Below are 25,663 nucleotides of genomic sequence, written 5' to 3' on the forward strand. Positions count from 1 at the left end.
CAGCGTAGGGGGCCCGGATCTCAGAGAGGGTCATAGTCGATGCACAAGCGTTGCGTGAATGGGCCCGGTTGGTCCCGCATATGAGATTCGCGTCTACTCTCGGGACTGTGGAGGCTCAGTATCCCGCCCACTGGGAGGCGGACGTCGTCCTGTCGGACGGAGGCACCGCGCACGTGCGCCCGATCCGCCCTGCGGACGCGGACCGGTTGCGCGCTTTCTACTCCCGGCTCTCAGAGGAGTCCATCTACTTCCGCTTCTTCGGGCCCCGGCCCCGGCTGTCGGACCGGGAGGTCACCTGGTTCACGACCGTCGACTACGTGGACCGGGTCGCGCTGATCGCCACCATCGGCACGGAGATGGTGGCCGTGATCCGCTACGACCGGATCGAGCCGGGGGAGGCGGAGGTCGCCTTCCTCGTCGAGGACGCCCACCAGGGCCGGGGCGTCGCCTCGGTGCTCCTGGAGCACCTGGCCGAGACCGCCAGGGAGAACGGCATCGCCAAGTTCGTCGCCGACGTGCTGCCCGCCAACCAGAAGATGATGGGGGTGCTCAAGCAGGCCGGCTACACCGCGCAGAGCCGCTTCGCCGACGGCGTCGTACGGATGACCCTCGACCTCACCCCGACCGAGACCTCCCAGGAGGTGACCGCCTCCCGCGAGCACCGGGCGGAGTCCCGCTCGATCGAGCGGCTGCTCACCCCGCGCTCGGTGGCGGTCGTCGGCGCGGGCCGGGAGCCGGGCGGCGTCGGCCAGACCGTGCTGCGCAACCTGCTGGCCGCCGACTTCACCGGCCCGGTCTATCCGGTCCACCGCGAGGCGCGCGCCGTCGCGGGCGTGCGGGCCTATCCCAGCGTGACGGCCATCGACGGCGAGGTGGACCTGGCCGTGCTCGCCGTACCGGCCGACGGGGTGATCGAGGTGGTGAAGGAGTGCGCGGAGAAGGGCGTGCGCGGGCTCATCGTCGTCTCCTCCGGATTCGGTGAGACCGGGGCCGAGGGACGGGCCCGCCAGGACGAGCTGGTCCGCATCGCCCGCGCGTACGGCCTGCGCGTCGTGGGCCCCAACTGCCTCGGCATCGCCAACACCGACCCCGCGGTCCGGCTGAACGCCACGCTCGCCGCGACGGTCCCCGGCCGGGGCCGGGTCGGCTTCTTCAGCCAGTCGGGCGCCCTGGGCACGGCCCTGCTGCAGCGGGTGGCCCAGCGCGGCATGGGCATCTCCTCGTTCGTCTCGGCGGGCAACCGCGCCGACGTCTCGGGCAACGACCTGCTGCAGTACTGGGAGGAGGACCACGACACCGACGTGATCCTGCTCTACCTGGAGTCGCTGGGAAACCCGCGCAAGTTCGCCCGCCTGGCGCGGCGGATCTCCCGGCGCAAGCCGATCGTGGTGGTCAAGAGCGGCGGCACCACCCAGGGCGTGCCCATCGGCCACGCCGCCCCGGTGCTCGGCCTGCCCGACACCGCGCTCAGCGCGCTGTTCGAGCAGGCCGGCGTGATCCGGGTCGACGACCTGATCCAGCAGTTCGACGTGGCGCAGCTGCTGGCCTACCAGCCGCTGCCGGCCGGTCCCCGGGTCGGCCTGGTGAGCAACTCCGACGCGCTGGCCCTGCTGGCGGTGGACGCCTGCGTGCGGGCGGGCCTGGAGCCCCGGCCGCCGGTCAACCTCGGCGCCCGCGCCGGCGCCGCGGAGTTCGGCACGGCCCTGGCCTCGCTGCTGCCGGAGGTGGACGCCGCGGTCGTGATCCACATGCCGCCGATCCCCGGCCGCTCCGACGAGGTCGCCGCCGAGCTGCTGCGGGTCTCGCGCGAGGGCGGCAAGCCGGTGCTCGCCACCTTCGAGGGCAAGCTCGGCATGCCGCCGGAGCTGCGGGTCGGCGCCGTCCCCGAGCGGGGTTCGATCCCGTCGTACGCGGCTCCCGAGGAGGCGGTCCGGGCGCTGGCCCATGTCGTGCGCTACGCGCGCTGGCGCGAGCAGCCGGCGGGCTCTCCCGCGGAGATCTCCGACATCGACGCCGCCGCGGCGCGCGAGCTGGTCGAGCGGACCCTGGAGGCCCCGCCGCACGCCGGCCCGCCGCGCGAGGTCCCCGGCGAGCGGCCCCCGGTCGAGATCGAGGCCTCGGAGCTGGTGGCCTGCTACGGGCTGACCGTCTGGCGCGCCGAGGTCGTCGGCTCACCGGAGGAGGCCGTGGCCGCGGCCGAACGGCTGGGCTGGCCGGTGGTGCTCAAGGCCGCCGATCCGGAGGCGGCCAAGCGGGCCGGGACGGTCCGGCTGGGCCTGGCCGGTCCCGACGGGGTGCGCGACGCCTTCGCCGACCTGATCCGCCAGCTCGGCCCCGACGCCGTGCTCGCGGTGCAGCGGATGGTCCCGCAGCCCGCGGTGCCGACCGTGGTGAGCGTCGTGGACGACTTCGCCTTCGGCGCGGTCGTCTCCTTCGGGCTGGGCGAGGTGACCGCGCGCCTGCTGCGGGACGAGGCCTACCGGATGGCCCCGCTGACGCGGGAGGACGCGGCGCAGCTCATCAGGTCGCCGCGCGCCGCCCCGCTGCTGTTCGGCGAGTACGGCTATCCGCCGGTCGCGGTGGAGGCGCTGGAGGACCTGCTGGTTCGGGTCGGCAGGCTGGCCGACGACCTGCCCGAGGTGGCCGGGCTCGACCTCGATCCGGTGCTGGTGGGGGAGTCCGGGGTGATCGTCCTGGGGGCGCACGCCGTACTGCGCAGTCCCGCCGGTCCCCGGCCGGACGGCGGGCCCCGCCGGCTCAGCTGAGCCCGGTGACGTGCCGCGGGCCGGGAACGGCCGCCCGCCGCGGGACGCCGACGGGATGGTGACGGTACGGTGTCGTGCCCGCGCCGGGGCGCTCAGGGTGAAAGAGCCCCCCGGGACAGGGCAGGATGGACCCATGAGGGAAACCCGACTCTCGTCCGCCGGCCTGCGCGACGCGATCGACCGCAGTGGCTACTACCCAGACCTGGTCGCCGACGCGGTCGAATCCGCCCTGGGCAAGGAGCAGGTGGGCGCCTACGTGGTGCACCACGAGGCCACTTTCGACCCGGCGATGGAGGTCCGCCGGCACGTCACGGTGCTGGTGCTGTCGCCCACCCGGCTGCTCGTCTGCCACACCGACGAGCACCCGGCCGTCGAAGGGGTCTCGGCCTCCCACGCCTCCACGACCACCGAGGCCGTGCGGCTGAGCCGGATCCAGTCCGTGGCCGTCACCCGGGTCGTCCCCGATCCCGCCTCCTACGTGCCGGGCGTGCCGCCCACCGAGGTCACGCTCACCATCGGCTGGGGCGCCATCTCCCACGTCGACCTGGAGCCGGCCACCTGCGGCGACGAGAACTGCGACGCCGACCACGGATACACCGGCGCCATCACGGCCGACGACCTCTCCCTGCGGGTGAGCGAGGCGGCCGACGGACCCGAGGCGGTCTCCCACGTGCTGGCCTTCGCCAAGGCACTGTCGGAGGCCACCGCCCGCGCCGCCTCGTGATCCCCCTCGTCCCGGCGTACGGCGAGGCCTCGCTCGCCGACCTGTCCGCCTCGCTGCTGGCCGCCCTGAATCTGGGCGGGTCCAACCCCCTCGGGATCGCCCCCGCCGACCGGGTCCTGCTGTTCCTGGTCGACGGCCTGGGCGCGCAGCTGCTGCGCGCCCACCCCGAGGCGGCGCCGTTCCTGTCGTCCCGGCCGGGCCAGGTGCTCACCGCAGGCTTCCCCGCCACCACCGTGACCAGCCTGAGCACGCTCGGCACCGGGCTCACGCCGGGCGAGCACGGCATGCTGGGCTACCAGCTGGCCGTGCCCGGCGCCGGGCACCTGTTCAACTGCCTGCGCTGGACCGTCCCCGGGGAGGGCGAGCCGGCCGACCCGCTGGAGTGGCAGCCGGCCGCGACCGTCTTCGAGCGGGCCTCGCGGGCCGGGGTCGCCGTCAGCTACGTCGGCCCCTCCTACTTCGAGGGCACCGGATTCAACCAGGCCGTCTACCGCGGCGTGCGCTTCGTCGGCGCCGACGAGGTCGACGACCGGATCGAGGGGGTGCGCCGCGCGCTGGCCGAGCCCCGCGCCCACGTGACGGTCTACTACGGCGACCTCGACGCCACCGGCCACATGGTCGGCTGGGGGACGCCGGAGTGGCTGGAACAGCTGTCCCGGGTGGACCGGATGGCCGAGCGGCTGGCCGAGACGCTCCCGCCCGGCTCGGCGATGTACGTCACCGCCGACCACGGCATGGTCAACGCGGCCGAGCGCATCGACGCCGACACCGTCCCCGGCCTCCGCGACGGCGTCGCCCTGCTCGGCGGCGAGGCCAGGGCCAGGCACGTCTACGCCGAGCCGGGAGCGGCCGGGGACGTGCTGGCGACCTGGCGGAGCATGCTGGCGGGGACGGCGTGGGTGGCCTCCAGGGAGGAGGCCGTCGCCTCCGGCTGGTTCGGGCCGCGTGTGCGCGACGAGTGGCTGCCGAGGATCGGCGACGTGATCGCCGTGCCGTACCTCGACGCCGTCATCACCGCCTCGGCCGCCGAGCCGCTGGAGTCGTCGTTCACCGGCTACCACGGCTCGCTGACCCCCGCCGAGCAGTACGTCCCGATGCTCGAGGTGAGCACCCGCTGACCTTCGCACGCCCCGGCCGGATCACGCGGTGCGGGGCCGTCACGTTCGACAGGAGCCGAGATGAGTCCGCTGATCACACCCGCGCAGCTGGCCGCGCTGGAGGGGGCCGCCGTCCTCGACGTGCGCTGGAGGCTCGGCGGGCCGCCCGGGATCGAGTCCTACCGGGAGGGGCACATCCCGGGAGCGGTCTTCTGTGACCTGAACGCCGATCTGGCCGCCCCGGCGGGACCCGGCGGCCGTCACCCGCTGCCGGAGGCCGGCCCCTTCCAGAGCGCGATGCGCCGCCTGGGGGTCTGCGGCTCCCGGCCCGTGGTCGTCTACGACGAGGCCGACTCCACGGCCGCGGCCCGGGCCTGGTGGACGCTGCGCTACTTCGGCCACCCCGACGTGCGGGTCCTCGACGGGGGCCTGCGCGCCTGGACCGCCGAGGGGCGCCCGCTCGCCAAGGAGACGCCCGAGCCGCCGCCGGGCGACTTCACCGCGCGGCCGGGCGGCATGCCCGTGCTCGGCGCCGAGGAGGCCGCGGCCCTGGCCGCCGACGGCGTGCTGCTGGACGCGCGGGCCGCGGAGCGCTACAGGGGGGAGGTCGAGCCGGTCGACCCCGTCGCCGGGCACATCCCGGGCGCGGTCAGCGCCCCCACCTGGGAGAACGTCGACTCCGGCGGCCGTTTCCACCTGCCGGACTTCCTCCGCGGGCGGTTCAACACCCTCGGGGCGGTGCCCGGGATCGAGGTCGGCGCCTACTGCGGCTCCGGGGTGACGGCCGCCCACCAGGTGCTCGCCCTGGAGGTGGCGGGCATCCCCGCCGCCCTCTACGCGGGCTCCTGGTCCCACTGGGTGACCGACCCCTCCCGGCCGGTCGCCACCGGCTGATCGCCGTACCCGAAACAGGCGAACCCGGACACCCCGGTCGCCGCGCTCGCCCGGGTCAGCGCCGCCGCGGGCGGGTGACCGGCGGCCAGCAGGGTGTGGAAGGCGGTCATCAGCGCCAGCGTCTCCTCGTCGCGCACCGGCACCAGCCCGGCCACCACGCACCGCGTCCCCAGGGACAGGAACGTCCCCGCCAGCCCCAGCGGCGCCCCGTCGGCCGGCGCGTGCGCCATCCCCGTGTCGCAGGCCGACAGCACCACCAGGTCCGGCGGGGTACGGAGCCGCAGCAGGTCGTAGGCCATGAGCCGGCCGTCGTCCAGGTCGATGCCGGACAACAGCGGGCTGCGCGCGCAGAACGTCCCGTGCGCGGCCAGGTGCGCCACCGCCGCCCGCTCCAGCGCCGCCATCACCGCGGCCCGGTCCGCCGGCACCCGCTCGGCCCCCGGCCGCCGGTCCCGGACCATGTCGGCCTCGTCCCCGGCATGCCGCAGCCGGGGCCCGGCCACCACCACGGTCCGGCCCCCGGCCGAGGCATGCCCCTGGCGTACGGCTCCCGCCCGGTGTGCGGCTTCCCCCTGGCGTACGGCTCCCGCCGGGTGTGCGTTTTCAGCCCGGTGCGCGGTCAGCCAGGCGGCGGCGCTCGCGGCGATGGTCACCGGCCGCTCGGCGTTCGACGGCAGAACCGGCCAGGGCAGGGTGTGCAGGGCCCCGGCCGGTACGACCACCAGGGGCCGGTCGCCCAGGCGGCCGAGCAGCGGGCCCAGGACCAGCCGTTCCACCGCCGCCGCCTCTCCGGCCGTGCCGGTCGCCGGGCCGTCGCGCAGGTGCGTCCGGCGCAGGCCGTACCGGAGCCTGACGGTGGCCTCGGCGGCGGCGGCGAAGGGTCCCAGGCGGCACAGCGTGACCCGGCCGGAGACGATCGCGACGGCGACCAGCTCGTCACCGTGACGGACGAACTCCACCAGAGCCCTCTCACCCAGCGCGGCCCGCAACTCCCCCAGGGGCGGGGCCACCGGCCGCCCGGCGCCGCCGGCGACCCCCCTGCACCGCTCCGCCCAGGCCAGCACCGTCCCACCCCTGCCGGTCTCCAGCGCGAGCGCCAGCCCGAGCGCCGCCAGCGGCTCCGCCTCCCGCACCGCCTGAGCCCGCACCGCGGGATCCTCCCCGGCTCCCGCCTCCGGCGGCACCTCCGTCCCGCCCGCCCACGCAACCCCGATCCCGGCGACAGAGGCGTTCCCCGCGTCGGCTGTCCCGGTCTCGCCGGTAGGCATGCCCCCGGTGTCAGCCGTTCCGGCCGTGTCCGGGCGTGCGATCCCGGCGGCGGAGGCCTGCGTCCCGTCGGTGCCGGTCGCGCCCCGGAGCGCCGCTCCGTCGCGGATCGCGGTCCTGGCGAGCCAGGACGCCCTGGCGCCGGCCCGGGTCAGCCCGGCCAGGATCGCGGCGAACGCTCCCCGCCGGTCTCCCCGGAGCACCCGCCGCAGCGCGGCCGCCCGGTGGGCCGCCACCCCGTTCCCGGCCAGGGCCGGCAGAGCGAGCTGCTCGCCGGCGGTGCGGTCGTCGCCCAGCCGGATCGCCAGCTCCGCGACGGTGAGCCGGAGCGGACCCGAAGGGTGGCCCGTCCGGTCGAGGTCGTCGGCGCACGCCGTCATCTCGGCGAGCAGCCGTTCACCGGCTCCCTGCCCCGGCTCGCCGCCTTTCCCCGCATCGTCCGGTGCGGCCGCGGGCCGGGCGCGGAAGGGCGTGGGGGTGCCGGGGAAGGCGAGCCTGAGGTGGGCGCGCAGGACGATCTCGGTGGCCAGGGGGACCGAGGAGCACCTGCCGTGCGCGAGAAGCTCGGATCGGGCCAGCTCCGCGCTGACGAGGGCGCGGTGCGCGTCGCCGGTGCGCAGCTCCACCTCGGCGAGCGTCAGCCGGGCCTCGGCCAGGGCCGTCGCGGCACCCGCGGCCTCCAGCTCCGGGACGGCGAGATCCAGCAGCGCCCGCGCCTCACCGGGCAGGTGGGCGGCGATCAGCGCCTGGGCGAGGTCGCAGCGGACGGTGGCCAGCCGTTCCGGGCAGCCGAACAGGCTCCGTTCCGCGCGCAGGTACGCCGCGAACGCCGCCGGGAGATCACCGCGCCTGGCCGCCAGGAACGGCAGGTTCCCCTCGGCCAGCGCGAGCACGTGGGTCAGCCCCGCCGCCCGCGCCAGCTCCGCACTCCGCCGCAGATCCGCCTCCGCGGCCGTGAAGTCCTCCAGATAGACGCGGGCGATGCCCCGGTTCAGCAGCGCCCCGGCGAGGAAGACCTGATCTTCGCCGAGGACGTCCACGGCGTGGTCGCAGTGGCGGATCGCGTCGTCGTGACGGCCGAGCCGCATCAACGCCGACGCCCGGTTCACCCCGAGCATGGCGATCTCGGACGGCGTGAGGTAAGGCTCCGCCTCCCGGGCGAGGGCGAGAGCCTGCTCCGGACGGCCCAGCTCGGTCTGCACGGGGACGAGGGAGAGACGCGCCTGGGCCGCCCGCCTGAGCGACCCGGCCGCGACGGCGAGGCGCACGGACCGCAGGAGGTGCTCCTCGGCCAGCGGCAGGTCTCCCAGCTCCCGCGCGGCCAGGGCCAGCGCCCGGTAGGCCACCGCGGCCACCTCCGGGCCCTGCGCGGCGCGCTCTCCTCCCGGAGAAGGACATGCCCGGCCTTCCGCGCGGTCGTCTTCCGCCGGCGGATCCGTCCACCGCTCCGGTCCGCCGTGCAAGCCGTCCTGCGCGCCGTACGGCGAGGCGTCCCACCCGAGACCCGCGCTGCTCCCGTCACCGGCTGCCAGGGTGGCGAGTACGGCGTCCGCCAGGGCGCGGGCGGTGGCGGGGTCCGTGGCGGCCAGGCGGATCGCGCGTTCGGCCTCGGCCACGGCGGCGTGCCCGGGTGAGGGCCGGTGACCGGCGGAGGGGGTGGCGCTCACCTACGGCCGGATCCGGGTCCAGGAGGTCGCGACGGGGGGACGGTCCTCGCGGTGGCAGACCACGCTGAACCAGCCGGGCGGGAGACCCGTGACCGCGAACCGGCCCGCCGCGGAGAGCACGCGCGACTCGGTCAGGCAGGGAGTGCGGACCTCGACCCACGTGCCCGCCTCCTGGCAGGGGGAGACCTGCCCGGCCAGATCGATCAGGCCGTCGGCGGCGTCGACCTCCAGATCGACGGTGAGGTCGCCGGTGCCGAACCGGAGCAACCGGGCCCGGTCGTCGGCCCGCACACCGGAGGGGGCGGGTACGGCCGCCCGCCGGGCCGTGACCGCGCCGGGCAGCCGCAGGGAGAAAGCGGCCCTGGCGGCGGCCGCGACGTGGTCGGGCGCGGGATCGCGCCCTGCCGCCAGATGAAGGGCGGCGATCAGGCACTCGTCGTCGGGGCGGTGGGGGCCTGCCGTCACGATGTCGTCTCCCGGGAGGTCGGGGTTGTCACGGCGCCGTCCCGCGGCCGGTGGGCGGGGGAGCCGCCGATGCCGTCTCCTCGGCGGTGAGCAGGGAGCGCAGGCGGTTCAGGCAGCGGGCGCGGGTGGGGCCGTAGCTGCCGGGCGGCATGCCCAGGCGGCCGGCCAGCTGGAGGACGCCGGCTTCGGGGGCCGCGGCCATCAGGCGCAGCAGGGAGCGGCAGGGCTCGTGCATGCTCTCGACCACTCCCCACAGGCGGCGCCCCTCGTCGGCGACCACGACGGCGAGGGCGGGATCGGCGTGGGGATGCCAGGTCTCGGCGGGTCCCGGCGGATCGGCGGGGTCGGCGACCGGCCGCTCGCCCCGGGTGCGCCTGCGGACCAGGCAGGCCTCGCGCCGGGCGGTGGTGAACAGCCAGGCGCCGATCCGGGCGGGGTCGCGGACGGTGTGCAGGCTCTCGACCAGCCGCAGCCAGGTCCCCTGCACCGCGTCGGCCGCGTCGGCGGTGCTGAGCCCGTAGGCGCGGACCGCGGACCAGACCAGAGGGGTGAGCCGCTTGACCGTCACGTCCCAGGCCGCCTGGTCGCCCGCCAGGACGGCGTCGAGCGTGTGCTGGTCGATCACCGGTGCCTCCGGGGCCGCGTCGGGCACTTTGCGTGTTCATTGCGTTACCGAGGGTGGCATCTTACCCGGGCAGCGGCACCACGGTTCCCAGATCGTCGATCCGCCCGTCCCGGCGGGGGTCCAGAACCCGGGCCACCGCCCGCGCCGGCGTCGTCTCCGCGGTGAGCGCCGCGATCACCCCGCTGACCGCGGCCGCGGCGAAGGAGGTCCCGCTCCAGCGCGCGTACCCTCCGAAGGGCTCCTCCTCCAGGAAGGCGCTGGCCAGCCACTCGCCCCGGGCGCAGGCGTCCACCCACGGGCCGTGGGCCGAGAACGGCGCCCGGGCCCGTCCGGCGGCGTCCAGGGCGCCGACGGCGACCACGCCGGGCAGGGCGGCGGGCCAGAACGGCCGGTCCGAGGCCGTGTTGCCGGCGCAGGCGACCACCGCCGTGCCGGGCAGGGCGGCCAGCGCCTCCCGCACCAGCGGGGAGGGGCGGTCGTCGAAGCTGTGCCCGCCGAAGGAGAGGTTGAGCACCTGCGGCGGGTCGTCCCGCAGCAGGGCCAGCAGGCGCAGCAGGCCGGCCTCGTCCCCGACGCCGTGGCCGTCCAGCGCCCGCAGCGGGCGCAGCCGCGCCCGCGGGGCCCCGCGCAGGATCAGACCGGCGACGAACGTCCCGTGCCCGGCCTGGGCGTCGCGCTCTCCGTCGCCGTCCGAGTCGGGCGGCTCGGCCTCCTGTCGTCGCTCCAGGAACCAGGGGCGCTCCCTCCACCACGGGTGCGCGCTCAGGCAGGTGTCGAGCACCGCCACGGTCACGGGACCCTCGCCGGAGGGCGGCGCGGTGAGCGGGCCGGCCGGGAACGGGCGGGAGGCCGGCCCGCCGAAGAAGAGGGGCTGGCCCGTCAGGACGTGGTTGGGGCAGGCGCGATGGCCCCGGTCCCGGAGGGTGGCCGCCAGGTCGCAGACGTCCACGCCGGGCGAGAGCCGTACCCGGAAGATCCCGTCGGCTCCGCAGTCCCCGGCCGCGGCGGTCCAGCGGGCGGCGGCCTCCATCCCGGGGGCGTCGGTCAGCAGCTGTCCCGGCCTGATCAGCGCGGGTGATCCTGGTACGGGCTCGACCCGCTGGACGTTCATGGCGCTCCGGGAGGTGATCGGCGGACTGCTGGACGACCTTCCGTCCGAAACGATGCCGCACCCCGGTGCCTGCGGGATTGTGAACCCGGTTTCCCGTCTCCGCCCGGGCACCCCCTCTGCCGGTGTTACGGCCCGCCGGAAGCAGGAGTCACCGATTTCCTCGGCGTTCGACAAAGTGATCGAACGTAAGGTAAAGCTGCACCTTGCCCGGGCGGGAGAACGGGGCGATCCGTCCGCTATGCCGGAGCGGAGAGGCGGTCTGCGCCATCTCGGTATGACGTCCCTCTGGTGCGATGTCACAACCGACGGTAGTCTCTCCTTCAGTCACTTGTGATCATCCGTGGGCGAGGCCGTTGGGGAAGGCGCACCTCGTACGAAACGGGAGGTCCGGTGTCTGCTCGTGGCGTGCTTTACGTCCACTCGGCTCAGCCTGCGCTGTGCCCTCATATCGAATGGGCGGTCGCGGGTGTCCTTGGCGTGCCCGTAGACCTGACGTGGACGCCCCAGCCCGCCGCACCCGGTCACGTGCGCGCACAGGCCGAGTGGCAAGGACGTCAGGGGACCGCCGCGGCCATCTCCTCCTCGCTGATGGGCTGGCAGCGCATCCGCTTCGAAGTGACCGAGGACGCCTCACCCGAGGCCGACGGCTCCCGGCACGCCTACACCCCGGCCCTGGGCGCCTTCACGGCGGTGATCGGGGCCAGCGGCGACATCATGGTGCCCGAGGACCGGCTGCGCTCCGTGATGCTCCTGGCCCGCCAGGGCAGGGTGGTGCTCGAGGAAGAGCTGGACCGGCTGCTGGGCAGGCAGTGGGACGAGGAGCTCGAGTCGTTCCGCTACGCGGGCGAGGGCGCCCCGGTGCGCTGGCTGCACGCCGCCGTCTGAGCGGGCTCGGTCCGACCTCCTCCCGGCCCGGCCCCGCCCGCTCGACCCGCCTCTGTCCGACCCCCGCCGTCCCCGCTCGCCCGGACCCCGTCCTCCCCGCCTGTCAGACCTTCCGCCTTCCCCGCCCGGCCGCCGCCGTTCCTTGCCCGCCGCCTCCCCGGAGCGGTCGGACACGCGGAGGCGGGGACACGGGAAAGCGGGTGACATACGACAACCGCCCCGCACGGAGTGTTCCGTGCGGGGCGGTTCTCGTGATCGGGTCAGAGCGGGATGTTGCCGTGCGCACCCCGGGCCGGGGTGGCCTGGGCGAGGACCTTGGCGATGGCGCCGCGGGTCTCCTCGGGCTTGATCACCTCGTCCACCACGCCGAGCTCGATGGCCCGGTCGAGGCCGCCGGCCGTGATCTCGTGCTCCTCGGCGAGCCTGGTCTCCAGGGCCGCGCGCTCCTCCTCCGGGGCCGCGGCCAGCTCGCGGCGCTTGAGGATGCGGACCGCGGCGACCGCGCCCATGACGGCGATCTGGGCGGTCGGCCAGGACAGGACCCTGGTGGCGCCCAGCGAGCGGGAGTTCATCGCGATGTAGGCGCCGCCGTACGCCTTGCGGGTCACCAGCGTGACGCGCGGCACCGAGGCCTCGGCGAAGGCGTGCAGCAGCTTGGCGCCGCGGCGGACCACGCCGTCGTGCTCCTGGCCGACGCCGGGCAGATAGCCGGGGACGTCCACCAGGACGACCAGCGGGACGCCGAAGGCATCGCACATCCGCACGAACCTGGCGGCCTTCTCCGCCGAGGCGGAGTCCAGGCAGCCGCCCAGGCGCATCGGGTTGTTGGCGATCACTCCGATGGTCCGGCCCCCGAGGCGGCCCAGCGTGGTGACGATGTTCGGCGCCCACTTGGGGTGCAGCTCCACGCCCGGCTCGTCGAGCAGGCCCTTGATCAGGGGCTTGACGTCGTAGGCGCGGCGGACGTTGTCGGGGAGCAGGTCGGAGAAGTCGACCTCGTCGACCTCGGTGCGGATGCGGCCCTGGTGGCCCAGGAGCACCGCCAGGCGCCGGGCCTGGACGTAGGCGTCGGTCTCGTCCTTGGCGACCACGTGCACGACGCCGCTGCGCTTGCTGTGCGGCTCCGGCCCGCCGAGCGCCGCCATGTCGATCTGCTCGCCGGTGACGCTGCGGACCACGTCGGGACCGGTGACGAAGATGCGGCCCTCGTCGGCCAGGATCACGATGTCGGTCAGCGCGGGACCGTAGGCGGCGCCGCCGGCCGCGGGGCCGACCACCACCGACAGCTGCGGGACCACGCCGGAGGCGCGGGTCATCGCGGCGAACACGCGGCCGACCGCGTGCAGCGACTCGACGCCCTCGGCCAGGCGGGCACCGCCGGAGTGCCACACGCCGACGATCGGGACCCGCTCGCGGACCGCGACGTCGTAGGCGTGCACGATGTGCTCGCAACCCTCACTGCCCATCGCGCCGCCCTGGACGCGCGCGTCGCTGCAGAACACCACGACCGGCACGCCCTCCATGCGGCCCATCGCGGCGAGCACGCCGCTGCGGTCCACCGGCGTGATCAGCCGGATCGACCCTTCGTCGAGGATCGCCGCCAGGCGGACCTGGGGATCCCTGGGATCGGCGGCCTCCTTGTCGGAGGTCTCTGGCGCCACCCTGTTGTCGATCACGGTCATCACAGGCTCCCTGTCAGACAGTGGTGAAGGCAACGGCGACGTCGTGTCCGCCGAACCCGAAGGAGTTGTTGATCGCCGCGATCCGGCCGCCCGGCAGCTCGCGCGGGGCGCCGAGCACGAGGTCCACCTCGATGCCGTCGTCGAGGTCGTCGACGTTGATCGTTCCAGGGGCGGTCCGCTCGTGCAGAGCCAGGACCGTGAAGACCGACTCGATGCCCCCGGCTCCGCCCAGCAGGTGGCCGGTCATCGACTTGGTGGCGGTCACCAGGGGGTGCCCGCCGATGACCTCCTTGATCGCGACGGTCTCCACCACGTCGCCCGCGGGCGTGGACGTGGCGTGCGCGTTGACATGCTTGACGTCCTCGCCGTTCAGGCCGGCGTTGTCCAGGGCGCGGCGCATGGCGAGCATGACCCCGGCGCCGGTCGGCTCCGGCTGGGCGATGTGGTGGGCGTCGGCGGAGTAGCCGACGCCGGCGGCGACCGCGTAGATCGTGGCGCCGCGCGCGCGGGCGTGCTCCTCGGACTCCAGGACCACGATGCCGGCACCCTCGCCGAGCACGAATCCGTCGCGGCCCCTGTCCCAGGGACGGGAGGCGCGCTGCGGGTCGTCGTTGCGGGTGGACATGGCTCGCATCGCGGCGAACGAGCCGATGTTCAGCGGGTGGATGGCCGCCTCGGTGCCGCCGGCCACGACCACGTCGGCCCGGCCGGAGCGGATCATCTCGATGGCGTAGCCGATCGACTCCGCGCCGGTGGCGCAGGCGCTGACGGTGGCGTGCACGCCCGCCCGCGCGCCGATCTCGATGCCGATCCAGCCCGCGGGGCCGTTCGGCATGAGCATCGGGACGGTGTACGGCGACAGCCGCTGCCAGCCCTTCTCCTTGAAGGTGTCGTAGGCGGACAGGATCGTGGTGATGCCGCCGATCCCGCTGCCCACGACCACGCCGAGCCGTTCGGGGTCGACCTTCTCGATGCCGGCGTGCGCCCAGGCCTCACGGGCCGCGACGAGCGCGAGCTGTTCGGCCCGGTCCAGCCGGCGGGCCTCGGGGCGGGGCAGGACCTCGGTCGGGTCCACGGCGGCCACGGCGGCGAACTTCACCGGGACCGAGTCGACCCAGTCCTCGGTGAGGGTTCGGACTCCCGACCGACCGGCGAGGAGTGCCGACCAGGTCGATGCGACGTCCCCACCGAGGGGCGTCGTCGCGCCGAGCCCGGTGACGACGACACGTACCTGGTCTGTACTCACGTTCTTGCGCTCCTTGTGTTCGCGGATCGTTGGAGGGGTACCGGACGCCGGAGCGGCCGGGCCAGGAGGTGCGGTGCACGCACCTCCCGGCTCCGGTCAGCCCTGGATGAAGGCGATGACGTCCTTGACGGTCTTGAGGTTCTTGAGCTGGTCGTCGGGGATCTCGACGCCGAACTCGTCCTGGGCGGCGACGGCGATCTCGACCATGGACAGCGAGTCGATGTCGAGGTCGTCCACGAAGCTCTTCTCCGGGGTGACCTCGGCCGCCGGGATGCCGGTGATCTCGTTGATGATCTTGCCGATACCAGCGAGGATCTCCTGCTCGGTCATGGCCATGTCGCGTGTTCTCCTTGAGTAGTGTTTTTCCGGTTCTGCGCGGCGGGGCCGCGCAAGCATTTTCAGGGGATCTCGATGACCTGACCGGCGTAGGTCAGGCCGGCGCCGAAGCCGAACAGCAGGGCGAGGCCGCCGGAGCGGACCTCGCCGCGCTCGATCATCCGGGACAGCGCCATCGGGATCGAGGCGGCGGAGGTGTTGCCCGCCAGCACGATGTCCCTGGCGATGACGGCGTTGTCGGCGCCGATCTTGCGGGCGATGGCTTCGATGATGCGCAGGTTGGCCTGGTGGGGCACGAAGGCGGCGAGGTCGGCGGGATCCACCCCGGCACGCTCGCACGCCTGCCTGGCCACCGGGTGAAGCGCGGTGGTGGCCCAGCGGAACACGGTCTGGCCTTCCTGATGGAGGAAGGAGTTGCGGTCCTTGATGATGATCGCGTCGGACCTGTCGCCGTCGCTGCCCCACACCACCGGGCCGATGCCGGGGGTGTCGGAGGGGCCGACCACCGCCGCGCCGGCGCCGTCGGCGAAGATCACCGAGGTGGCCCGGTCGTTCCAGTCGAGCCAGGGGGAGAACTTCTCGGTGCCGATGACCAGGACGTTGGTGGCCGAGCCCGCGCGGATGGCGTCGTTGGCCACCGCCAGCGCGTAGCAGAAGCCGGAGCAGGCGGTGTTGACGTCGAACGCGCCGGGGGCGTCGATGCCCAGCCGGGCGGCCACCCGGCCCGCGGCGTTGGGGATCTGCGTCTCCAGCGTGCAGGTGGCGACGATCACCAGGTCGATGTCGGCGGAGGACAGGCCGCTGGCGGCCAGCGCCTTGCCGCCCGCCTGGACGGCCAGGTCGATCTCCGTCTCGGAGGGCGGGGCGATGCGGCGCTCCTTGATGCCGACCCGGCTCTGGATCCACTCGTCATTGGTGTCGAGCGTCTTGGCCAGGTCGTCGTTGGTCACCACGTTGGACGGCTGGTAGTGGCCGAAGGCCAGGATCTTCGCGCCCGGGGCACCCTGTGAGATCTTCATGCGTCGCTCACCGTTCCTCGTTCGCCGTGTGGTCCGTGTCCGGTCGCTGCCGGGTCACCCGAGAACCTCCCGGGCGGCGTCCAGGTCGTCGGGCGTCTTCAGCGCGACGGTGGTGGTGCCGCGCAGGGCACGCTTGGCCAGGCCGGTGAGGGTGCCGCCGGGCAGGAGCTCGATCATCGCGGTGACGCCCCGCTCGGCCATCGTGGCCATGCAGGCGTCCCAGCGGACGGGGTTGGCGACCTGGTTGATCAGGCGCTCCATGAAGTCGGTCCCGCCGGTGACCGCCGCGCCGTCGGCGTTGGACAGCAGCGTGAGGGCCGGGTCCCGCGGCGTGACCGAGGCGGCGGCCTTGCGCAGCTCGTCGACGGCCGGGGCCATGTGCGCGGTGTGGAAGGCGCCGGCGACAGACAGGGGGATCAGCCGGGCCCTGGCCGGAGGCTCGGCGGTGAAGGCCGCCAGCCTCTCCGCGGTGCCGCCGGCCACGATCTGGCCGGCGCCGTTGACGTTGGCCGGGGTCAGGCCGTGCTTGTCGATCGCGGCGAGCACGTCGTCCTCGACGCCGCCGAGCACCGCGACCATGCCGGTCTCGGTGACCGCGGCGGCCTCGGCCATGGCGCGGCCGCGCTCGCGGACCAGGGCGATGGCCTGCTCGGCGGTGAGGACGCCCGCCAGGACGGCGGCGGTCAGCTCGCCGACGCTGTGGCCGGCGACCATGTCCGGGACGGTCCCGGCGGGACGGCCGGCGCCGGGCAGGATGCCCAGGGCCTCGGCGGCGGCCAGTCCGGCGGCCACGAGGAGCGGCTGGGCGACCGCGGTGTCACGGATCTCGTCCGCGTCGGCGGTGGTCCCGTAGGCGATCAGGTCGAGGCCTGCCACCTCCGACCACGCGGACATGCGGTCCGCCAGGCCCGGTATTTCGAGCCAGGGGGTCAGAAAGCCTGGGGTCTGGGCGCCTTGGCCCGGAGCGACGATGACGAGCACGAAATCCAGCCTGCCCTGTAGAGGTCCACCACACGGATAGAGATCCGAATGAACATTGTCCGTAATCTTTTGTAGGGAACCTACAGCGAAGGTTTCGCGGACGTTAAGTAAGGGCGATCAGGCCGTTCCCGTCTCGGCCAGCCGCCCGAGGATGAGGCCCACCTGGAGGGTGAAGGCCGAGCGGCCCTCCGTGGGCTGATAGCCGGTCAGCTCCGTGATCTTACGCAGACGGTAGCGCACCGTGTTGGGGTGGACGAAGAGCAATCGGGCCGTCGCCTCCAGGGAGGTGCCCTGCTCCAGATAGGTGGCCAGCGTGTCGAGCAGCGGCGTGCCCATCAGCGGGAGATAGACGTGCTCGATGAGCTGCGCCCTGGCGTCCTCGTCGCCGTCGATGGCCCGCTCGGCCAGCAGGTCCTCGGCGTGGACGGGCCGGGGGGCGTCCGGCCACCCGGCGGCGGCCCGCAGCCCGGCGATCGCGGCGCGCGCCGAGCTGGCGGCCGTGTGCAGGTCGCTCACCTCGGGCCCGATCACGATCGGGCCCGGCCCGAAGCGCGGCACCACGTGCTTGGCCGCGGCGCTGACGCTGTCGGCCCCGCCCACGATCACGATGAGCTGGTCGCCCTGGACGCCGGCCAGCATGTCCATCCCGGCCCTGCGGCCCCGGTCGCGCAGTCCGTCTATCACCGCCTGCGGGTCGTCGTCGGGCGCGAGGCCGGCCAGCACGACCACCGGCGAGGAGGTCCAGCCCAGCGCGGCGGCCCACGAGTGCAGGCCGTCGTCCACCTCGCCGCGTACCAGCGCGTCCACGATCAGCGCCTCCAGGCGCGCGTCCCAGGCCCCGCGGGCCTCCGCCTCGCGGGCGTAGACGTGCGCGGCGGCGAAGGCGACGTCCCGCGTGTAGCGGAGCATCGCCTGCTGGAGCTGGTCCTCCCCGCCCGGCGCGGCCAGCTCCTTGGTCTGCGCCTCGACCACCTCGACCACGATCCGGACGATGTCCACGGTCTGCTGCAGGGAGATGGAGCGCTTGAGCTCGCGGGGCGCGGTGCCGAAGAACTCGATGCTGGGCGTGGGCCGTTCACGTCCGGCGTGCTGGAACCACTCCACGAAGGCGGCGATCCCCGCCTGGGCGACCAGCCCGACCCAGGACCTGTCCTCGGCCGACAGTGCGCGGAACCACGGCAGCCGCTCGTCCATCCGGGCCATGGCCGCCGTGCCGAGGGAGCCCATGGCCCGTTCGAGCCTGCGCGTGGTGTCCTCGCGGATCCGATCGTTCACGACATAAGAGTGCCAGCTCCGTGCCGATGCGGCAGCCGCGCCCCCCGTGCCCGGAGGACGTCCGGAGGACGCCTAGATGACGGCGACGGCGGTGATCAGGCCGATGGCCAGGTGGGTGGCGGCCAGCAGGCGGGTGCCCGGCTGGAGCTCGCGTTCGGCGACCAGTTCGCGCACGGAGATCCCGGCCACCTTGTCGAAGATGATCATGCCCGCGGTCTGTACGGCGATGCCGACCAGGCCGAACACCAGGGTCGCCAGCAGGCCCTCGTGCAGGGCGCCGCCCGAGGACCAGATGGAGGCCGCCACGATCAGGCCCACGGCGACCAGCCCGGAGGTGGTGAGCAGGGTGGCGTTGGGGTTGCGGTCGGTCTTGATCAGCCGGCTGAGCTTGCCGGGGATGGCCAGGTCGATCACATAGAAGCCGATGACCAGCAGGATCACGCCGAGTACGGCGTAGCAGGCGATGGCGAGCGCGCCCCGGCCGAGGGTCTCGGCGAGCGAGTAGCTCACCAGGTCGACCGGCGCAGGCTGCGGGGTGGGACTGAAGCTCATATGGGTGTCTCCGGGCTCTGAAGGTCGGATTGTCGAAGAAGGATCACAGCTCGATGCGATGCGGTACGAAGGACGACGTGTCGTCGGTGATCCAGCCCGGCGTCTCTCGGATGCCGAGCCCGGCGGCCTCGTCGTGGACCACCCAGGCGCCGAGCACCGGCCGGTTGCCGTCGAAGACGGGCAGCGCCTCGAACGCCTGGTAGAGGTACCCCTCGGCGCCGTAGGCGTCACCGGTCTGCATGTTCCCGCCGGGGCTGACGATCCGCATGCCCGCCCCCTCCCGGCCCAGCAGCGGCTTGGCGATGTGGGCGGGCAGGTCGCGGGGCCCGTCGAGATAGGCGGGCAGCAGGTTCGGATGGCCCGGGTACAGCTCCCACAGCACGGCCAGCAGCGCCTTGTTCGACAGCAGCATCTTCCACAGCGGCTCGATCCAGGTCATCGAGACCTGCTGGCGCACGGCCCGGTCCCCGAACGGGTCGGCGATGACCCACTCCCAGGGGTACAGCTTGCACAGGGTGCGGATCACCCGGCGCTCCATGTCCACGAACCGGAGGTTGAGGCCGTCCCAGCCGATGTCCTCCATGGTCACCGCGATCGTCTCGAGCCCGGCCAGGCCGGCGGTCTCCTGCAGGTAGGCGAGGGTCATCGCCTCCTCGCCGCTCTCGTCCATGTGGGTCCAGGCGAAGTGGGCGGGACCGGTGGGCAGGGTCGGGGCGATCTCCCGCCAGCGGTCGACCAGCCGCTCGTGGATGGAGTTCCACTGGTCGTCGTCCGGATACACGTCCTTGAGCCAGAACCACTGGACGACCGAGCTCTCCAGCAGGCTGGTGGGGGTGTCGGCGTTGTACTCCAGCAGCTTGGCCGGGCCGGTCCCGTCATAGCGCAGGTCGAAGCGGCCGAACAGGTGCGGGTCGCGCCGCTCCCAGGAGCGGGCGATCTCCGGGGCGGCCCACTCCGGGATGGCGAACTCGGCGTAGCGGCCCTTGCCGACGACGTGCTCCACCGCGTGCAGGCACATCCGGTGCAGTTCCTCGACCTGCTCCTCCAGGGCCAGGACCTCGTCCATGGAGAAGACGTACTGGACGCTCTCGTCCCAGTAGGGGCGGTCGAGGCCGGCGGGGTGGGCGGAACGGTGGTAGGCCAGGCCGTGACCTTCGATGATGCGCTCCCAGCCGTCCCGGGGGAGCGAGGTCTCGCGTCTCATCGACGGGTGCTCAGCTGCCGCTGGAGCTGCGGCCGCCGAAGCCGCCGCGCTGGATGACGGCGCCCTTGCGGGTGACGATGGTGACGTCGGAGGGCTTGACGGTGGTGCCCTTGACCACCCGCGCGCCGGAGCGCGTGCCCCCGTAGTACCACCCGTAGGCGCCGTGGGATCCGCGGTAGTGGGTCTCGTCGCAGTAGTCGTCGTCCACGATCGTGTAGGACCCGTCCGGCTGCCGGCTGCCGAGGTCCACGCAGTCGGCGCCGACTTCCTCGTAGTCGTCGTCGGCCGCGCACGCGCCGATGATGCCCAGCGAGACGATGCCGATGGTGGTGATCGTGATGGCCTTGGACGCCTTGGAACCGGTCCCCTTCGAGGACTTCGGGGGTGACTGCGAACCCGGCTTGCCCGGGGGGTTCTGAGCCATCGGATGTTTGCGCGCCATCGAGCTCCAATGAGATGTGTCAGGACAGGTTATCCATCCCGTTTTGCCTGTTCAACTACGTGACCATGTCGTAAGGTTCCCGGCTGCGGGAGGCGGCAGGCGGAGGGGTGCGGACCTGCCGGTGGGCGGCCGCCGGGTTGTCGGTGGGGAGACGTAACGTCGGGGGCGTGAACCGTACCGACCGGCTTTACGCCCTCGTCGAGGAGCTGCGCGCGATCTCGCCCAGGGCCCGCTCCGCGCGCGAGCTCGCGGAGCGGTTCGAGGTGAGCGCCCGCACGGTCGAGCGCGACATCTCCGCGCTTCAGCAGTCCGGCGTGCCGATCTACGCCGAGACCGGCAGGCGCGGCGGCTACGTCCTGGACAAGAGCAGGTCCCTGCCGCCGCTGAACTTCACCCCCGAGGAGGCCGTCGCGATCGCCGTGGCGCTGGACCGCGCGGGCGACAGCCCCTTCGCCACCCAGGCCCGCAGCGCCCTGCGCAAGCTGATGGCCGCCATGCCCGACCTCGACGGCGACCGGGCCAGGGAGCTGGCCGGCCGGGTGCGCCTGCTCGTCGAGCCGGAGCCGTACCCCCGGGTCTCGCGGGTGATAGAGCAGGCGCTGCTGCACCGCCGCGTCCTGCGGATCGCCTACACCGACTCCAAGGGCCAGGCCACCGAGCGCGAGGTGGAGCCGGGCGTCTTCGTGGGCGGCCGCGGCGGCCACTGGTACCTCGTGGGCTGGTGCCGTAACCGCAGCGACGTCCGGGTCTTCCGGCTCGACCGGATCTCCAGGGCCGAGGAGACCGACGAGCCCTCGCCCGAGCACCCGCCCGAGCGTTTCTCCCCCGAGGTGCCGGGGCTGGTGTTCGGAAATCCGAAACTCGAGTGAAAACACCGACATAGGGTTGTCGCCGGGCCGGTTCATCGTAGAGGTGTTCGAGGAAAGCAATCCGAAGGGACACCTGATGATCAACACCGTCGCCTGGTTCGAGATCGCCACCGACGACCCGAAGGGCGCGGAGGAGTTCTACGGCGGCCTGTTCGGCTGGACGTTCTCCACCGACGAGGACGCGGCCAAGGGCGGGATGGACTACCGGCTGATCGGCTACGCGGACGCCGAGGGTCCCAAGGGCGGGGTGTTCGGCAACGGCGGTCGGTTCCCCAACCACGGGGTCTTCTCCGTGGTCGTCGCCGACACCGCGGCCACCTGCGAGCACGCGGAGAAGCTGGGCGGCGAGGTGGTGTTCAAGATGCTGGGCAACGCCAACGGCCCCGACTTCGCCTACATCCGCGACGTCTCCGGCAACCTGTTCGGCGTCTTCACCCCGCCGAACCTCCCCGCCGGGGCGTGAGGGCCCGCCCTTCGGCGGTACGGCGCCGCGGGACGCCCCCGGCGCCGTGCCGGCGGCCCGCCCCGGCGTGACGGACCGCCGGTCAGCCCCGGCGTGACGGGCCGGCGTGGTCCCCCAGGGCGAGCAGCATCGTCCGCAGCAGGTCGGCCAGGTCCCGCACGGCGGTCTCCGGGACGCCGGAGAACAGCTCCCGGTGCGCCCGGGTGGTCGCCACGGCCAGTTCCTCCGCGCGCCGCACGCCCAGCGGGGTCAGTCTGACCCACGAGCTGCGCCCGTCGTCCGGGTCGGGCTCGCGCTCGACGAGCCCGGCGCCGGTGAGGCGCTGCAGGATGTTGCTCGTCCCGCCGGTGGTGAGCGAGGTGCGCGAGGCCAGCAGGCTCGGCTTGAGACGGTAGGGGACCCCGGCCCTGCGCAGGGTCGCCAGGACGTCGAAGTCGGCGTAGGTCAGGCCGTACTCCCCGAGCACCGCCTGGGTGACCTCCTCCACCCGGCCCTTCAGCCGCCCCAGGCGCTTGACGATCTCCAGCTCCGTGGTGGCGGTCTCGGGCAGCTCCGCCCGCCACGCCGCGATCATCTCGTCGACGTGGTCCATCTCTTCCCGTGCCATGGGGTTGAGGGTATCTCCCTTGACTGATAGCTTTCGAAAAAGCTTTTTTGATTGCTGTCTGGAAAGGAATCTCCGTGCGCACTCTCATCGCCGGCGGGACCGTGATCGACACCGAGCCCGGCGTCCGCGTCCTGCCCGGGGCCGACGTGCTCGTCGAGGACGGGGTCATCGGCGCGGTCGGGCCGGATCTCGCGGGGGATCACGAGACCGGGGCCGCGGGTGTCGAGGTCGTCGACGCGACGGGCATGATCGTGCTGCCCGGCTTCGTCGACACCCACCGCCACCTGTGGCAGAGCGTCCTGCGCTCGCTCGCGGCCGACATGACGCTGGGCGACTATCTCGGTGTCGTCCTGGGCCGCCTGGGCCCCGCCTACCGCCCCGAGGACGTGTACGCGGCGAACCTGTGGGGCGCCCTGGAGGCGCTCGACGCCGGGATCACCGCGGTGCACGACTGGTCCCACATCCAGCTCACCCCCGAGCACACCGACGCCGCGATCGAGGCCCTGCGCGAGTCGGGGATCAGAGCGGTCTTCGCCTACGCCCACCCCGGCGGCGGCGCCGCTCGCCGGGAGGACGAGGTACGGCGGGCCGCCGCGCTGCTCGGCGGCCCGGGCCCGGTCACCGCCGGGCTGGCCGCGTCGGGCCCGGTCTACGGCTCGATCGAGGAGGCCGAGGCCGACTGGCGGCTCGCCCGTGAACTGGGCCTGCAGATCAGCCTGCACGCCACCGGGACCGGCGCGGTCGAGCGGCTGCACGCGGCCGGGCTGCTCGGGCCGGACGTCATGGTCGTGCACGGCAACGGGTTCACCGACGAGGCCGTGAAGCTGCTGGCCGGCAGCGGCGGCGTCGCGTCCGTGACCCCGGCGGTGGAGATGCGGATGGGGTTCGGCGACCCGGAGACCGGCAGGTTCCGGGCCGCGGGCATCCCCACCGGCCTGGGGATCGACACGGTGACGAACATCCCGGGCGACATGTTCGCCGCGATGCGCGCGGCCTTGGCGGCGGACGGGCTCCGGGGCGGCACGCTGACCGCCGCCGACCTGCTGGGAATCGCCACGATCGAGGGCGCGGCCGTCCTCGGCATGCGGGACCGGATCGGCTCGCTGCGTCCCGGCAAGCAGGCCGACCTCGTACTGCTGCGCACCGACCGCCCCGGCCTGGCCCCGGTCCACGACCCGATCGCCACGGTGGTCACCTCCGCCGGTCCGGCCGACGTGGACACCGTGCTGGTCGCCGGACGGATCGTGAAGCGAGGGGGCCGCCTGGTCCACACCGACCCGTCCAAGGCGCTCACCCTCGCCTCCGGCTCGGCGGCCCACGTCATGGCGGAAGCGGAGGGCCGGACGGCGGCCGCGCGTTGAGCGGGGACGGGCCCGCGACGGGGACCGGCGCGGCGAGCACGGCCCCACCCGGGGAGCGGGCGGGTGCTCTGGTGGGGGCGGTGGTCGCGGGGGAGGACGGGTACGGCGCTGCCGGGGGAGGAGCCGGCTTGGAGAGGACGGATAGGCGCTGCCGGGGAGCGGGGGTCAGCGGCCGGAGGGGAGGGCCAGGGGGGCGGTGGCGGGCGGGGCCGGGTGGAGTCCCGGGGGCAGGGGAGCGGGCGGGAGCCGTACGGTGACCACCAGGCCGCCGTCGGGGCGGGGGCGGGCCTCGACGGAGCCGCGGTGGGCCTGGGCGATGGCGCGGACGATGGACAGGCCCAGGCCCGCGCCGCCGGCCGAGCCGGTGCGGTCGCGGTCGAGGCGGCGGAACGGCTCGAACAGATCGTCCACCCGGCCGGTGGGGACGACGCGGCCGGTGTTCTCCACGGTGACGACGCCTCCCCACCGGTCCCGCCCGGTACGCAGGACGATCAGGCCGCGCTCGTCGTTGTACTTGACCGCGTTGTCGAGCAGGTTGCCGATCATCCGCTCCAGCAGCACCGGGTCGCCCGCCGCCGGGGCCGCGCGCAGCTCGGCGGTCGCCTCCGGGACCGAGGCCAGCGCGCTGCCGGCGAGCTCGGCCAGGTCCACCGGGCGGCGGTCGGTCAGCTCGCGCTCGCTCTGCGCCAGCAGCAGCAGGCCCTCGATCAGCCGTTCCTGGCGGCCGTTGGACTCAAGCAGCTCGGCCCCGGCCCTCCTGACCTGCCGCGGCAGCTGGGGATCGGTCATGGACACCTGCAGCAGCGCCCGGTCGATCGCCAGCGGGGTGCGCAGCTCGTGCGAGGCGTTGGCCACGAACCGGCGCTGGCTGTCGAAGGCCCGGTTCAGGCGCTCCAGCATGGAGTCGAAGGTGTCGGCCAGCTCCCGCAGCTCGTCGTACGGGCCGTCCAGGGCGATGCGCTCGTGCAGCGTGCTCTCCGACAGGCGCCGGGCCGTCTCGGTCATCTTGTGCAGCGGCGCCAGCACGCGGCGGGCCACGATCCACCCGATGGCCAGCCCGGCGCCCCCGACCACCACGATGGCCAGCAGCGACCACTGGAGCATCGAGGTCATCACGTTGGTGCGGTAGACGTCCCTGAGCTCCCCGACGATCCGCATGGTGCCGGGCTGGGGAAGCTGCCGGAGGGCGTCCTCGGCGGGGATCCGGACGGCGAAGGCCGTCGGTTTGCTCGCCATGACGGGCTGCTCGATCGTGCGCTGCACGAACAGGTAGTTGACCAGCACGAACACGACGCCGACCGCGAAGAACAGGCTGCCGTAGACCAGGGTCAGGCGCAGCCGTACCGAGACCCGCCGCCCGCCCGGCCCCGCCGCCTGCCGCGCGCCGGGCGGGTCCGCGGGCCCCCGCGGGGTCACAGGCGGTACCCCGCGCCCGTCACGGTCTCCACGACCGGCGGGGAGCCCAGTTTCTTGCGCAGGGTCATCACCGTGACCCGCACCGAGTTGGTGAAGTAGCTGATGTTCTCGTCCCACGCCTTCTCCAGCAGTTCCTCGGCGCTGACCACCGCGCCCCCGGCCCGCATCAGGATCTCCAGGACGGCGAACTCCTTGGGGCTCAGCCCGACGTAGCGGCCGTCGCGGAAGACCTCCCGGCGGTTCGGATCCAGGGTGATGCCGGCCCGGCTGAGCACCGGCGGGACCGCCGGGGAGGTACGGCGGGCCAGCGCCCGCACCCGGGCCACCAGCTCGGGGAAGTCGAACGGCTTGCACAGATAGTCGTCCGCGCCGATCGACAGCCCCTCGACCTTCGCCTTCAGGTCCGCGGCGGCGGTCAGCATGATGATCCGGGCCGGGATCCGGTCCGAGACCAGGCGGCGGCAGACCTCGTCACCGTGGACCACCGGCAGGTCCCGGTCCAGCACGATCACGTCGTAGTCGTTGACGGCCGCCCGCTCCAGCGCCGCGTCGCCGTCGTAGACGACGTCCACGGCCATGGTCTCCCTGCGCAGGCCGGTCGCCACGATGTCGGCGAGCACCCGCTCGTCCTCGGCAATGAGCACTCGCATGAAGGTCATCCTGATTCCGCCGGGTTAAACATCGGGTAAGGACGCGGCCCGGGGCGGCGGC

Annotated in this window: 24 protein-coding genes; 8 read left to right on the forward strand and 16 right to left on the reverse strand. The window is 73.8% G+C overall.

Annotation, left to right across the window (positions count from 1 at the left end; all coding sequences use genetic code 11):
* The first annotated feature begins 80 nt into the window (after nucleotides 1-80).
* The 4 genes from Pta02_RS12475 to Pta02_RS12490 all read left to right on the forward strand — a co-directional run bounded on the left by Pta02_RS12475 (nucleotide 81) and on the right by Pta02_RS12490 (nucleotide 5,480).
* On the forward strand, nucleotides 81-2,765 hold the full coding sequence (locus Pta02_RS12475; RefSeq protein WP_203874921.1) for a bifunctional acetate--CoA ligase family protein/GNAT family N-acetyltransferase: 2,685 nt from the start codon (nucleotides 81-83) through the stop codon (nucleotides 2,763-2,765).
* Between the two features lie 133 nt (nucleotides 2,766-2,898).
* Nucleotides 2,899-3,489 carry a DUF5998 family protein gene (locus Pta02_RS12480; protein ID WP_203874922.1) on the forward strand — a complete coding sequence of 197 codons (591 nt, stop codon included), beginning with the start codon at nucleotides 2,899-2,901 and terminating at the stop codon, nucleotides 3,487-3,489.
* Entirely contained in the window at nucleotides 3,486-4,607 is a 1,122-nt protein-coding gene (locus Pta02_RS12485) for an alkaline phosphatase family protein (RefSeq protein WP_203874923.1), read from the forward strand. Before Pta02_RS12480 ends, Pta02_RS12485 begins: the two co-directional genes overlap by 4 nt.
* A gap of 60 nt (nucleotides 4,608-4,667) precedes the next feature.
* Complete coding sequence (locus Pta02_RS12490) at nucleotides 4,668-5,480, forward strand: sulfurtransferase (RefSeq protein ID WP_203874924.1); 813 nt, start codon at nucleotides 4,668-4,670, stop codon at nucleotides 5,478-5,480.
* On the opposite strand, the gene Pta02_RS12495 is transcribed toward Pta02_RS12490, so the two are convergent.
* The 4 genes from Pta02_RS12495 to Pta02_RS12510 all read right to left on the reverse strand — a co-directional run bounded on the left by Pta02_RS12495 (nucleotide 5,420) and on the right by Pta02_RS12510 (nucleotide 10,614).
* Entirely contained in the window at nucleotides 5,420-8,413 is a 2,994-nt protein-coding gene (locus tag Pta02_RS12495; protein ID WP_203874925.1) for a CHAT domain-containing protein, read from the reverse strand. The two genes, Pta02_RS12490 and Pta02_RS12495, sit on opposite strands and share 61 nt — an antisense overlap.
* Nucleotides 8,414-8,878: a hypothetical protein gene (locus Pta02_RS12500; protein ID WP_203874926.1), complete on the reverse strand. Its 465-nt coding sequence runs from the start codon at nucleotides 8,876-8,878 to the stop codon at nucleotides 8,414-8,416.
* Nucleotides 8,879-8,906: 28 nt separating this feature from the next.
* Nucleotides 8,907-9,503: an RNA polymerase sigma factor gene (locus Pta02_RS12505; RefSeq protein ID WP_203874927.1), complete on the reverse strand. Its 597-nt coding sequence runs from the start codon at nucleotides 9,501-9,503 to the stop codon at nucleotides 8,907-8,909.
* Nucleotides 9,504-9,564: 61 nt separating this feature from the next.
* Nucleotides 9,565-10,614 (reverse strand): S8 family peptidase, encoded by a 1,050-nt coding sequence (locus Pta02_RS12510; protein ID WP_203874928.1) that lies wholly within the window; start codon nucleotides 10,612-10,614, stop codon nucleotides 9,565-9,567.
* A 390-nt stretch (nucleotides 10,615-11,004) separates the two neighbouring features.
* Between Pta02_RS12510 and Pta02_RS12515 the strand changes: the two genes are divergently transcribed.
* Nucleotides 11,005-11,499: a DUF3145 domain-containing protein gene (locus Pta02_RS12515; RefSeq protein WP_203874929.1), complete on the forward strand. Its 495-nt coding sequence runs from the start codon at nucleotides 11,005-11,007 to the stop codon at nucleotides 11,497-11,499.
* Between the two features lie 260 nt (nucleotides 11,500-11,759).
* On the opposite strand, the gene Pta02_RS12520 is transcribed toward Pta02_RS12515, so the two are convergent.
* The 9 genes from Pta02_RS12520 to Pta02_RS12560 all read right to left on the reverse strand — a co-directional run bounded on the left by Pta02_RS12520 (nucleotide 11,760) and on the right by Pta02_RS12560 (nucleotide 20,218).
* Nucleotides 11,760-13,181 carry an acyl-CoA carboxylase subunit beta gene (locus Pta02_RS12520; RefSeq protein WP_203874930.1) on the reverse strand — a complete coding sequence of 474 codons (1,422 nt, stop codon included), beginning with the start codon at nucleotides 13,179-13,181 and terminating at the stop codon, nucleotides 11,760-11,762.
* 13 nt (nucleotides 13,182-13,194) lie between these two features.
* Nucleotides 13,195-14,427, reverse strand: coding sequence for a beta-ketoacyl-ACP synthase II (gene fabF / locus Pta02_RS12525; RefSeq protein ID WP_203874931.1), 1,233 nt, complete (start codon nucleotides 14,425-14,427; stop codon nucleotides 13,195-13,197).
* Nucleotides 14,428-14,523: 96 nt separating this feature from the next.
* Nucleotides 14,524-14,763 carry an acyl carrier protein gene (locus Pta02_RS12530; RefSeq protein ID WP_203874932.1) on the reverse strand — a complete coding sequence of 80 codons (240 nt, stop codon included), beginning with the start codon at nucleotides 14,761-14,763 and terminating at the stop codon, nucleotides 14,524-14,526.
* Nucleotides 14,764-14,825: 62 nt separating this feature from the next.
* Entirely contained in the window at nucleotides 14,826-15,782 is a 957-nt protein-coding gene (locus Pta02_RS12535; RefSeq protein ID WP_203874933.1) for a beta-ketoacyl-ACP synthase III, read from the reverse strand.
* A gap of 54 nt (nucleotides 15,783-15,836) precedes the next feature.
* Nucleotides 15,837-16,763: an ACP S-malonyltransferase gene (locus Pta02_RS12540; protein ID WP_203874934.1), complete on the reverse strand. Its 927-nt coding sequence runs from the start codon at nucleotides 16,761-16,763 to the stop codon at nucleotides 15,837-15,839.
* Nucleotides 16,764-16,880: 117 nt separating this feature from the next.
* Entirely contained in the window at nucleotides 16,881-17,990 is a 1,110-nt protein-coding gene (locus Pta02_RS12545) for a PucR family transcriptional regulator (protein WP_203875030.1), read from the reverse strand.
* A 120-nt stretch (nucleotides 17,991-18,110) separates the two neighbouring features.
* Entirely contained in the window at nucleotides 18,111-18,590 is a 480-nt protein-coding gene (locus Pta02_RS12550; RefSeq protein ID WP_203874935.1) for a DUF350 domain-containing protein, read from the reverse strand.
* A gap of 43 nt (nucleotides 18,591-18,633) precedes the next feature.
* Entirely contained in the window at nucleotides 18,634-19,794 is a 1,161-nt protein-coding gene (locus Pta02_RS12555) for a glutathionylspermidine synthase family protein (protein WP_203874936.1), read from the reverse strand.
* Nucleotides 19,795-19,804: 10 nt separating this feature from the next.
* Nucleotides 19,805-20,218, reverse strand: a complete 414-nt coding sequence (locus Pta02_RS12560) for a hypothetical protein (protein WP_239130335.1) — start codon at nucleotides 20,216-20,218, stop codon at nucleotides 19,805-19,807.
* A gap of 185 nt (nucleotides 20,219-20,403) precedes the next feature.
* On the opposite strand from Pta02_RS12560, the gene Pta02_RS12565 reads away from it, so the two are divergent.
* Together Pta02_RS12565 and Pta02_RS12570 are read left to right on the forward strand one after the other, a co-directional pair.
* Complete coding sequence (locus Pta02_RS12565; protein WP_203874937.1) at nucleotides 20,404-21,105, forward strand: helix-turn-helix transcriptional regulator; 702 nt, start codon at nucleotides 20,404-20,406, stop codon at nucleotides 21,103-21,105.
* 76 nt (nucleotides 21,106-21,181) lie between these two features.
* Nucleotides 21,182-21,568 carry a VOC family protein gene (locus tag Pta02_RS12570; RefSeq protein WP_203874938.1) on the forward strand — a complete coding sequence of 129 codons (387 nt, stop codon included), beginning with the start codon at nucleotides 21,182-21,184 and terminating at the stop codon, nucleotides 21,566-21,568.
* A gap of 82 nt (nucleotides 21,569-21,650) precedes the next feature.
* Here Pta02_RS12570 and Pta02_RS12575 read toward each other — a convergent pair whose 3' ends face one another.
* Nucleotides 21,651-22,175, reverse strand: coding sequence for a MarR family winged helix-turn-helix transcriptional regulator (locus Pta02_RS12575; protein ID WP_203874939.1), 525 nt, complete (start codon nucleotides 22,173-22,175; stop codon nucleotides 21,651-21,653).
* 74 nt (nucleotides 22,176-22,249) lie between these two features.
* Here Pta02_RS12575 and Pta02_RS12580 point away from each other — a divergent pair, with 74 nt between their 5' ends.
* Nucleotides 22,250-23,536 (forward strand): amidohydrolase family protein, encoded by a 1,287-nt coding sequence (locus Pta02_RS12580; protein WP_203874940.1) that lies wholly within the window; start codon nucleotides 22,250-22,252, stop codon nucleotides 23,534-23,536.
* Between the two features lie 165 nt (nucleotides 23,537-23,701).
* Here the strand turns inward: Pta02_RS12580 and Pta02_RS12585 are convergent, their stop codons facing one another.
* The gene (locus Pta02_RS12585) at nucleotides 23,702-24,952 is read right to left on the reverse strand and encodes an ATP-binding protein (RefSeq protein ID WP_203874941.1); all 1,251 of its coding nucleotides are present in this window, start codon (nucleotides 24,950-24,952) and stop codon (nucleotides 23,702-23,704) included.
* Nucleotides 24,949-25,602 (reverse strand): response regulator transcription factor, encoded by a 654-nt coding sequence (locus Pta02_RS12590; RefSeq protein WP_203874942.1) that lies wholly within the window; start codon nucleotides 25,600-25,602, stop codon nucleotides 24,949-24,951. The genes Pta02_RS12585 and Pta02_RS12590 overlap by 4 nt, the downstream gene beginning before the upstream one ends.
* Between the last annotated feature and the right edge of the window lie 61 nt (nucleotides 25,603-25,663).

It is taken from the genome of Paraplanobispora takensis (genome assembly GCF_016863195.1).
Lineage (GTDB): Bacteria > Actinomycetota > Actinomycetes > Streptosporangiales > Streptosporangiaceae > Planobispora > Planobispora takensis.

What these genes read in the sequence shown, in the direction of transcription:
- Pta02_RS12475 (WP_203874921.1), top strand. Translation starts at nt 81, where the DNA reads ATGAGATTCGCGTCTACTCTCGGGACTGTGGAGGCTCAGTATCCCGCC.
- Pta02_RS12480 (WP_203874922.1), top strand. Translation starts at nt 2,899, where the DNA reads ATGAGGGAAACCCGACTCTCGTCCGCCGGCCTGCGCGACGCGATCGAC.
- Pta02_RS12490 (WP_203874924.1), top strand. Translation starts at nt 4,668, where the DNA reads ATGAGTCCGCTGATCACACCCGCGCAGCTGGCCGCGCTGGAGGGGGCC.
- Pta02_RS12510 (WP_203874928.1), bottom strand. Translation starts at nt 10,614, where the DNA reads ATGAACGTCCAGCGGGTCGAGCCCGTACCAGGATCACCCGCGCTGATC.
- Pta02_RS12520 (WP_203874930.1), bottom strand. Translation starts at nt 13,181, where the DNA reads ATGACCGTGATCGACAACAGGGTGGCGCCAGAGACCTCCGACAAGGAG.
- Pta02_RS12530 (WP_203874932.1), bottom strand. Translation starts at nt 14,763, where the DNA reads ATGGCCATGACCGAGCAGGAGATCCTCGCTGGTATCGGCAAGATCATC.
- Pta02_RS12535 (WP_203874933.1), bottom strand. Translation starts at nt 15,782, where the DNA reads ATGAAGATCTCACAGGGTGCCCCGGGCGCGAAGATCCTGGCCTTCGGC.
- Pta02_RS12545 (WP_203875030.1), bottom strand. Translation starts at nt 17,990, where the DNA reads ATGGGCTCCCTCGGCACGGCGGCCATGGCCCGGATGGACGAGCGGCTG.
- Pta02_RS12550 (WP_203874935.1), bottom strand. Translation starts at nt 18,590, where the DNA reads ATGAGCTTCAGTCCCACCCCGCAGCCTGCGCCGGTCGACCTGGTGAGC.
- Pta02_RS12555 (WP_203874936.1), bottom strand. Translation starts at nt 19,794, where the DNA reads ATGAGACGCGAGACCTCGCTCCCCCGGGACGGCTGGGAGCGCATCATC.
- Pta02_RS12560 (WP_239130335.1), bottom strand. Translation starts at nt 20,218, where the DNA reads ATGGCTCAGAACCCCCCGGGCAAGCCGGGTTCGCAGTCACCCCCGAAG.
- Pta02_RS12570 (WP_203874938.1), top strand. Translation starts at nt 21,182, where the DNA reads ATGATCAACACCGTCGCCTGGTTCGAGATCGCCACCGACGACCCGAAG.
- Pta02_RS12575 (WP_203874939.1), bottom strand. Translation starts at nt 22,175, where the DNA reads ATGGCACGGGAAGAGATGGACCACGTCGACGAGATGATCGCGGCGTGG.
- Pta02_RS12590 (WP_203874942.1), bottom strand. Translation starts at nt 25,602, where the DNA reads ATGCGAGTGCTCATTGCCGAGGACGAGCGGGTGCTCGCCGACATCGTG.